The 5,174-nt window shown below is 70.0% G+C and carries 6 protein-coding genes; 2 read left to right on the top strand and 4 right to left on the bottom strand.

Going from position 1 to position 5,174, the window contains the following annotated elements:
• Nucleotides 1-120: 120 nt before the first annotated feature.
• Both PHC73_RS11345 and PHC73_RS11340 read right to left on the bottom strand, forming a co-directional pair.
• Nucleotides 121-660 (bottom strand): glycine zipper 2TM domain-containing protein, encoded by a 540-nt coding sequence (locus tag PHC73_RS11345; protein WP_300128184.1) that lies wholly within the window; start codon nucleotides 658-660, stop codon nucleotides 121-123.
• 27 nt (nucleotides 661-687) lie between these two features.
• Entirely contained in the window at nucleotides 688-1,014 is a 327-nt protein-coding gene (locus PHC73_RS11340) for a hypothetical protein (protein WP_300128181.1), read from the bottom strand.
• 402 nt (nucleotides 1,015-1,416) lie between these two features.
• On the opposite strand from PHC73_RS11340, the gene PHC73_RS11335 reads away from it, so the two are divergent.
• Together PHC73_RS11335 and PHC73_RS11330 are read left to right on the top strand one after the other, a co-directional pair.
• The gene (locus PHC73_RS11335) at nucleotides 1,417-2,205 is read left to right on the top strand and encodes a M48 family metallopeptidase (RefSeq protein ID WP_300128178.1); all 789 of its coding nucleotides are present in this window, start codon (nucleotides 1,417-1,419) and stop codon (nucleotides 2,203-2,205) included.
• Nucleotides 2,206-2,243: 38 nt separating this feature from the next.
• Nucleotides 2,244-3,851 carry a GMC family oxidoreductase N-terminal domain-containing protein gene (locus PHC73_RS11330; RefSeq protein ID WP_300128176.1) on the top strand — a complete coding sequence of 536 codons (1,608 nt, stop codon included), beginning with the start codon at nucleotides 2,244-2,246 and terminating at the stop codon, nucleotides 3,849-3,851.
• Between the two features lie 165 nt (nucleotides 3,852-4,016).
• On the opposite strand, the gene PHC73_RS11325 is transcribed toward PHC73_RS11330, so the two are convergent.
• Together PHC73_RS11325 and PHC73_RS11320 are read right to left on the bottom strand one after the other, a co-directional pair.
• Nucleotides 4,017-4,835 carry an NAD(P)-dependent oxidoreductase gene (locus tag PHC73_RS11325; RefSeq protein WP_300128173.1) on the bottom strand — a complete coding sequence of 273 codons (819 nt, stop codon included), beginning with the start codon at nucleotides 4,833-4,835 and terminating at the stop codon, nucleotides 4,017-4,019.
• Between the two features lie 4 nt (nucleotides 4,836-4,839).
• Nucleotides 4,840-5,174: DMT family transporter (locus PHC73_RS11320; RefSeq protein WP_300128170.1), on the bottom strand; the 335-nt coding region annotated here is incomplete at its 5' end.

The following is a 5,174-nucleotide window of genomic DNA, read 5'->3' as shown; positions in this document are numbered from 1 at the left end:
CGCCTGGCGGCGGATCGGCCAGCAGCGGACCACTGCCGGCCAGCAGGAGCAGGCCGGTCAGCAGGCAGGCGAGAGGGGGGATGCGCTTCATGTCGGTTCCAGCGCCGCGTGCGGCCGTGCTCAGTAGTCTTCCTGCGGCTGCACCGCCACGCGCACACGGATGACGTCGCCGGGGTCGTGATCGGTGATCGTCTCGTGCTCGCGCCCGGCGTAGACATAGGTTACGCGGTAGCCGTCGATGCGTTTTTCGGTAGTGTACGTGGGCCGCACTTCGCAGCGTTCGCGGGTGGTGTAGTAGCCGTCAGCAGGCGCCTGGCGGTGGCTCAGGTCGCGGCCGATGGAGGCGCCGAGCACGGTGCCGGCGGCGGTGGCCAGGCCATGGTGGTGATGGCCGCCGAGCTCATGGCCCAGCACACCGCCGACGATGCCGCCCAGGATGACGCCGGTATGCGAGCGGTAGCCGGGGCGCTCGACGTAGACCTCTTCGTCCCAACACTCGCGCCGCGGCTCCTCCACGCGCACCGTGCGGTAGATCGGCTCCACGTGCACCACCCGGGCGTCCACGTAGTAATGGTCGCGCCCGCCCCGGTAACCGGCGGCGGCGTCCGTGGCGCAGCCGACCAGCAGCGGCAGGGCGAGGATCAATCGCGTCGTTTTCATGATGACACCCCGCGCGCGCCGGCCCGGTCAGTCATAGCGGGCGTAGTCGACCAGAAAGCCGACCAGCGCGCCGTCGTGAAAGCCATGGTAGTAACCGGCGTGCCCGCAGCCGCGGTAGTGGCGATGGTGGTAGTAGTGGCGCGGCGCGTAGTGGTGATGGTGGTGGTGCCAGCGGTGGCGCCGGTAGTCACCCCGATCGCCCCAGCCGTAACCGGGATGTCGGTACGCCTCGTGGCGGTACGCGTGGTGCTCGCCGAGGTAGCGCTCGCGCGCCTCGGACGGGGCAGCCACCGCCAGCGCGCACGCCAGCGCAGACATCAGCAGCAGATTTTTCAGTAACCTTCCGGTCGCCATGGCGGGTTCCTCCAAGGCCGTGCGCGTCGGGGCCCATCCCCGCGCTGCAGCGCCACTTTGAAACCACCCGCCTGAACGCACGCTGAACGCCCGTGACCTCGCCGAGAAACGCCGATGCGTCTACTGTCGCCACCCGGGGCAGGATGCCCCGGCATGAATCGATGGCGCCAGCCATCGATTCATGGAGCGCGACGCGGGCGTGTACCGCGTCGCAGCGAGCCGGAAAATTCCAGGGATGGAATTTTCGGCATTTCAGTCCGGTCGGCAGGATGCCCCGGCATGAATCGATGGCGCCAGCCATCGATTCATGGAGCGCGACGCGGGCGTGTACCGCGTCGCAGCGAGCCGGAAAATTCCAGGGATGGAATTTTCGGCATTTCAATCAAGGAATCCCGCATCGCCATGTTCAAACGCCTGTTGTTGTTGCCGCTGGCCCTGCTGGCCGCCTGCGCTACCTCGCCGCTCGGACGCAGCCAGCTGCAGCTGTTTTCGGACACCGAGCTGGCGCAGATGGGGCTGGCCGCCTATGCCGACATCCAGAAAAACCAGCCGCGCGACACCGACCCGGTGGCCAATGCCTACGTGCGCTGCGTGGCCAATGCCGTCACCGCCGCCCTGCCCGGTAACGCCCAGGCGTGGGAGGTGACGCTGTTCAAGGACGAGTCGGCCAACGCCTTTGCGCTGCCGGGCGGCAAGATCGGCGTCAACAGCGGATTGCTGCGCGTGGCCACCAATCAGGACCAGCTCGCCACCGTGATCGGCCACGAGGTGGCGCACGTGCTGGCGCGCCATTCCGGCGAGCGGCTGTCCACGCAGGCGGTGGTGGAAACCGGCCTGCAGGCGGTGCAGGCGATCAGCGGCGCCACCACGCCGGCCAAGCAGCAGCTCATGGGCTTGCTCGGCGTCGGCGCTCAGGTCGGCGTGCTGCTGCCGTTCTCGCGCACGCAGGAAAGCGAGGCCGACCTGCTGGGCCTGGACCTGATGGCACGCGCCGGCTTCGATCCGCGCCAGAGCGTCCTGCTGTGGCAGAACATGGAGCGCGCCGACGGCAGCGGGCCGCCGGCGTTTTTGTCCACCCACCCGTCGCCCGGCGACCGCATGCGGGCGCTGCAGAACCGTATTCCGCAGGCCTTGGAGCTGTACCGGCAGGCGCAGGCGCAGGGCCGCAGGCCCGCCTGCCGGGCGCCGTGACCGGCTGATCAAAAAACACCATTCAGGGAGGACATCCGGTGGACGCCGACATCATCATCGTGGGCGCTGGTTCCGCCGGCTGCGTGCTGGCCAATCGCCTGAGCGAAAGCGGCAGGTATCGCGTGCTGTTGCTGGAAGCCGGCGCGGACGACAACAGCCTCGTCGTGCGCATGCCCAAGGGCTTCGGCAAGCTGCTGTTCGACCAGCACCACGTGCGCCGCTTCGATACCGAGCCCGAGCCCGGCAACGGCAACGCGCCCGAATCCTGGCCGCGCGGGCGCATGCTGGGCGGCTCCAGCACCGTGAACGGCATGTTCTACACCCGCGGCCAGGCGCAGGATTTCGACGACTGGGCTGCCGCCGGCAACCCCGGCTGGGGCTGGGCCGACATCGGCCCGTGCTTCAAGGCCATGGAGGACCACGAACTGGGCGCCGACGAGGTGCGCGGCAGCGGCGGGCCGCTGCGCGTGAGCTGCCACCCGAACCCGCACCCGCTGTGCGATGCGGCCATCGCCGCCGGCGCGGCGCTGGGCCTGCCGGTGCGCGACGACTTGAATCGCCCCGAGCAGGAGGGCATCGGCTACGTGCAGTTCACCATCCGCGACGGCCGGCGCGAGGACGCCGCGGCGGCCTTCCTGCGGCCGGTGATGCACCGCACGAACCTGCGCGTGGTGACCGGCTTTGTGGCCGGGCGGGTGGTGTTCGATGGGCGACGCGCGGTCGGCGTGGCCGGCATGCTGCACGGCAAGGCACAGGAATTTCGCGCCGCGCGCGAGGTGATTCTGGCCGCCGGCACGCTGCAGTCGCCGCAGCTTTTGCAGCTGTCCGGCATCGGTCCGGCCGCGCACCTGCAGCAGTTCGGCATTCCGGTGCTGCAGGATCTGCCGGGCGTCGGGCAGAACCTTCGCGAGCACCGCATGCTGGTGGTGCAGTTTCGCCTGCGCGCGCCGCTGAGCCTGAATCACCAGTTCGGCGGCTGGCGCCTGGGCGTGAACGTGCTCAAGTATCTGGCCACGCGCAAGGGTCTGATGGCGACCGGCTCGCACGACGTGGTCGCTTTCGTGCGCACGCGCCCGGAGCTCACCCGGCCGGATGCCGAGCTCGTCATGGCGCCGTTCTCGCTCAAGCCCGGCAAGCTGTCGATGGCGTTCGAGGCCGAGCACGGCATGCAGATTTTCGGCTACCAGCTGCGCCCGCAAAGCCAGGGCAGCGTGATGATCCAAAGCGCCGATCCGGCCGCCGCGCCGCGCATCCGCTCGGGTTATTTCACCCACCCGGATGATCGGCTCATGAGCGGGCGCATTCTGCGCTACATCCGCCAGCTCGCCGCGCAGGCGCCGCTGGCCGGCTATCTCGCCGCCGAGACCACGCCGGGACCTGCGGTGCAAAGCGACGACGACGCGCTCGCCTTCCACAGCGAATTCGGCGGGCCGGTGGCGCACCCGGCCGGCACCTGCAAGATGGGCGCCGATCCGCTGGCGGTGGTCGATGCACGGCTGCGCGTGCACGGCGTGCAGGGCCTGCGCGTGATCGACTGCTCGATCATGCCGAGCCTGGTGTCGGCGCACACCAACGCGGCGACCATGGCGATCGCCTGGCGCGGCGCGCAGCTGGTCGCCGAGGATCTGGCCGCGGCCGGCGGCTGATTGCGCCGGCAGTCAGAGTTTGTGAAGAAATGCGCGTCCTGCGCATTGCTTGCGTCGCCCGTCCGGTACACGCCCGGACGGGCTCCCGCGAATCGAGCCCTTGCGGGCTCGATTCGCGTCCGGCCATCCCTGGCCGGCCTCGGAGCTTGAAAAATTCACAAGCTCTCAGTCCAGGAACAAATCCAGCAGCGGCTCGCGGCCGGGGTCCACCGCGTAGGCGTCGAAGTCGCTCACGCCGGCCTGCGCCAGCACCGCCTCGTCGATGAAGAAATTGCCGCTCACGTCGCGGCTGCGGCGGGTCAGGATCCAGTGCGCGGCGTCGGCCACGATCTCGGGCTTGCGGCAGGCGCCCGGCTCGACGCCGGGCAGCAAATCGATGGCCGAGGTGGCGATGATGGTGCGCGGCCACAGCGCATTGGCGGCCACGCCGTGCTCGCGAAACTCCTCGGCCAGCGCCAGCGTCAGCAGGCTCATGCCGTACTTGCTCACCGTATAGGCCGGGTGCGGCGCCAGCCAGCGCGGCTCCAGGTTCAGCGGCGGCGCCAGCGTCAGGATGTGCGGGTTCTCGGCGCGCAGCAGGTGCGGCAGGCAGGCGCGCGCCGCCACCCAGCTGCCGCGCAGGTTGATGTCGAACATCAGGTCGAAGCGCTTGACCGGCGTGTCGAGCGTGCCGGTGAGGCTGATGGCCGACGCGTTGTTGACCAGGATGTCGATGCCGCCGAAGTGCTGCGCGGCCTGCTCGACGGCGGCCTCGAGCGCGTCCGCGTCGCGGATGTCCACCGCCAGCGCCAGCGCCCGGCCGCCGGCGTCCTCGATGTCCTGCGCGGCGCTGTGGATGGTGCCGGGCAGCGTCGGGTGTGCCTGCGCCGTCTTGGCGGCGATCACGATGTTGGCGCCGTCCTCGGCCGCGCGCAGCGCGATCGCCTTGCCTATGCCGCGGCTGGCGCCGGTGATGAAGAGCGTTTTTCCGTACAGGCTGTCCATGCGCTCACCTCGAGGTGGTCGGCGTCACCGCCCGCCGGCGCAGCCACTGCGGGCCGAGCGCCGCCAGCAGGCTGCCGCCGACCACCAGCGCCGCGCCGGCCAGCTGGTGCAGGCGTATCGGCTCGTGCAGCAGCAGGGTCGACAGCAGCGCCGTGTAGACCGGCGTCATGTTCATGAATGCCATCGCCTCGGCGGCGCCCACCGCCTTGACGCCCACGTTCCAGGCCAGCAGTGCGCCCACGCCCACGCCGAGCGCGATGAACACCAGCCCCTGCCATACCTGCGGCGCGAAGCGCGGCTCGGTGGTGGCGTACTCCCACAGCCCCCACGGCAGCACCC

The sequence above is a fragment of the Immundisolibacter sp. genome, assembly GCF_028696615.1.
Taxonomy (GTDB): Bacteria; Pseudomonadota; Gammaproteobacteria; order Immundisolibacterales; family Immundisolibacteraceae; genus Immundisolibacter.
Note: the sequence above shows the minus strand (reverse complement) of the source record. Positions and strands in the feature narration are given on the sequence as shown.

Bases quoted from the DNA above. Each gene is read 5' to 3' on its own strand.
- PHC73_RS11325 (WP_300128173.1), bottom strand. From the start codon at position 4,835: ATGGACAGCCTGTACGGAAAAACGCTCTTCATCACCGGCGCCAGCCGC.
- PHC73_RS11340 (WP_300128181.1), bottom strand. From the start codon at position 1,014: ATGGCGACCGGAAGGTTACTGAAAAATCTGCTGCTGATGTCTGCGCTG.
- PHC73_RS11335 (WP_300128178.1), top strand. From the start codon at position 1,417: ATGTTCAAACGCCTGTTGTTGTTGCCGCTGGCCCTGCTGGCCGCCTGC.
- PHC73_RS11345 (WP_300128184.1), bottom strand. From the start codon at position 660: ATGAAAACGACGCGATTGATCCTCGCCCTGCCGCTGCTGGTCGGCTGC.